General features: G+C 25.1%; 3 protein-coding genes and 1 pseudogene. All 4 read left to right on the forward strand.

Annotated features, from left to right (window positions below; translation table 11 throughout):
* Window positions 1-696: pseudogene (locus ACMUOV_RS04110) on the forward strand (hypothetical protein); the annotation flags it as partial.
* A gap of 156 nt (window positions 697-852) precedes the next feature.
* Window positions 853-1,311, forward strand: coding sequence for a hypothetical protein (locus tag ACMUOV_RS04115; RefSeq protein ID WP_413853847.1), 459 nt, complete (start codon window positions 853-855; stop codon window positions 1,309-1,311).
* Window positions 1,312-1,553: 242 nt separating this feature from the next.
* On the forward strand, window positions 1,554-1,835 hold the full coding sequence (locus tag ACMUOV_RS04120) for a hypothetical protein (RefSeq protein WP_413853848.1): 282 nt from the start codon (window positions 1,554-1,556) through the stop codon (window positions 1,833-1,835).
* A 93-nt stretch (window positions 1,836-1,928) separates the two neighbouring features.
* Window positions 1,929-2,895, forward strand: a 967-nt coding sequence (locus ACMUOV_RS04125; protein WP_413853849.1) for a hypothetical protein, incomplete at its 3' end; no start/stop codon positions are given.

Consider the following 2,895-nt stretch of genomic DNA (forward strand, 5'->3'; position numbering starts at 1 on the left):
ATACTTAGCAACCGAAAATCTTTAGGAATAGATATAAAGATAGATGAAAAGCCGATAACAACAGAAGATGATTTGTCATCACTTGGCAATAAAACAATAGAAGGTATAGAATATTATCAGGATACAGAAAAAAACAATAAGGTTATAGTTCATTATAAAGAAAATAACAGAATATATAGTGTTGTTGTATCTGTTGTCAAAAATATTGACAATGAAAACCTGGAAAAACTGAAAAATATTGACAAAAAAGAACTTGTTGGAAAAACAATACTTGATTGGATAAATGAAAATAAAGTTTGTTTTGAAATACAAAAGCAAATTAATATAGCTGAATTAGAAAATCAAAAATTATATTTTAAAGATATTACGGATAAAAATGTTAGTATCCGAGATAGCAGTAATAAACTTTTTTCAATAAAAGATAATAATATTACTATTTTTGGTGTCGGTGCTAATTCTAAAGAGAGCCTTACAACTGTAAGTTATGTTTATTTAAATTTAGAACACAACTGCATAGTATACGAAAGGAACAACAATATATTTCGCTTTTATTCGGACAATAGTACAGTTTTAAGTAAGTTAATTGGAGATAATAACATAAATGACGATTTTTTCATTAGAGTTGCATTAAACAAGGCAGTCATAAATTTTATAAAAAAAGAAAACTATGAGGCAGGCAAAATATCTGCCGATTAGGAAAAAAAGCTAAAGGAATATTTTGTTTCTAATTTAAATTCAATACTGGAAAAAGAAAATACGGTAGAATTTATAAAGAAATTTATTAAAAAAGATTCTTTACTTTCCTTGGTTGATAAACTGGTAGAAAAACACTGGATAATAACAGAAACCGAATTGAAAAAAATTAACAAAAATCCAACGATAGAAAAGATAAATTATAATGAAGATAAAAAAGAGATTATAGTTGACTATAAAGAAGAGAATGAAATAAAAAGATTTGTTTTTTCTGTTTCTGAAAAACTTAACAAAGATCAACAAACAGAAATTATCCGTATGGTAGGAAAGTCATTTATTGATTTGAAAAATTGGATACTTGATAACAATGTATTAGAAAAAATATCAGAAGATAATAATAAAATAGGTCTTTCTTTCCAAGAATTTTATAACAGTTTGATAAAAAATGGCGAATATTTTAATGGAACATTTTCTTTAGCAACAAAGAAGAATGAGAAGATTGTTATTACAGATGAAACTAAAATAAAAAATGTTTATTTGGATTTAAGAAACGGATATTGCATATATGATTATAAACATCAAATATCCGGTTTTATGAAAATAATTCTGAATACTTAAAAGAGTTTATACAAGCAAATGATATAGATACAAAAGATTTCTTAATTCATGTTGCATTAAATAAGGCTATTTTAGATTTTGTAAATAAAGATGGAAAAGACATATCATCTGCCGAGGATAAAGAAAAGCTAAAAGAATATTTCTTTACTAATTTGCTTGCTATCCTTGAATACCTTGATTCCGAATCCAACAAAACTCAACCCTCAGCACTATTTGGTATATATGGCGACAACTACCATATAATGAATAAACCTATTTATCGCTATAATAATTATTTTTTTAAATTAGGAACTGTGTTAAAAAAGAATCCTCTTATAAAAAATGAATACAATATCTATAAGAAAATAAAAGAAAATACAGAATTAAATAAAACATTAGGGAATATTAATAAATATTATGGTTGTTATGATAGAGAAATTAATAATAAAAAATATAAATTTATTATTAGTAAAAATTTAAAGAAAGACGGATTTATGAATTTATCATACTATTTGGAAAAAAACAAAAATATGAAAGACAAATAAGCTGTTGAAATCATAAATAAAGTATTTACAATAGATGAGAATTTAAAAAACAAAGCAGGTTTATATAATTTTGATTTAAAAACGGATAATGTAATGATAACTAAAAAAGGAGATATAAAACTTATAGATTATGAGGGTATAGTACACAAAGACAGTACTGTTGTGATGGTTACCGCACTATTAAGGTATTCGCAAAGTTTAGTAGCAGATGAAACTCTTCGCTCAATGTATTGTGATTATGTAAAGTTTTTTGGTGTGATAGTGGAGGTTTTATATTACTTACATTATGGAGATAAGTCTGATTTAGAAAAAGACCTTAAATTACTGCAAGATAAGTTTGTTGAGCATGATAATAATAATAGAAACAGAGTCGACAAGGCTGAACTGTGTTCATCAGGAAGAGAGCTTCTTAAAACTTTTAAATCTTTTCACACAAAATATTCTCAATATTTTAAAAATAATAATTTAAAATTTAGTGAAGATCAGTTTAACAATGTAGAAAAGCTCATAAATATTCAAATAGATCTTTTAGAGAAAGAAGAGTATAAGGATGGAACTGATAATATTAAGGTGTTTTATGGAGACATAACAGATAAGATTTTAAATTCAAAATTGAAAGAAAAAAATAGTATTTATATTATAAACGATTCTATGGTGATTAATAAATCAAATAAATTAGTGTCCAGTTTCAATGGTAAGTTTATTGAAAAAAGAGAAAAAGGAGACTTTCTTTATTGTATTCCATGGTATAATGTTAAAACCAACAGGATTAGTTATGAACCGTTATTACTGAATTTTAGGAATTCAATACAGAATATAGGAACCGTTTTTCAAGAAATAGTAGATGACCTTATTCCGATAGATGAAACTAGTATATTTCAACAGTTAGTGCTGGGAACATTAATTAAGAAGTTTATTGATGCCAACCCTAAGAATAATAAAAAAACAGACGAAGAATATTTTGAAGAATTATATCAAAAGTTGACAGTAGAAAAAAATAGAGAGATATATTTCGGTAAAGAAGCATTTAAAAAGGTTTTTATGAAAATGATAGAAATTG

This window comes from Candidatus Ruminimicrobium bovinum (assembly GCF_902760015.1).
GTDB classification, from domain to species: domain Bacteria; phylum Elusimicrobiota; class Endomicrobiia; order Endomicrobiales; family Endomicrobiaceae; genus Ruminimicrobium; species Ruminimicrobium bovinum.

Bases quoted from the DNA above. Each gene is read 5' to 3' on its own strand.
- ACMUOV_RS04120 (WP_413853848.1), top strand. From the start codon at position 1,554: ATGAATAAACCTATTTATCGCTATAATAATTATTTTTTTAAATTAGGA.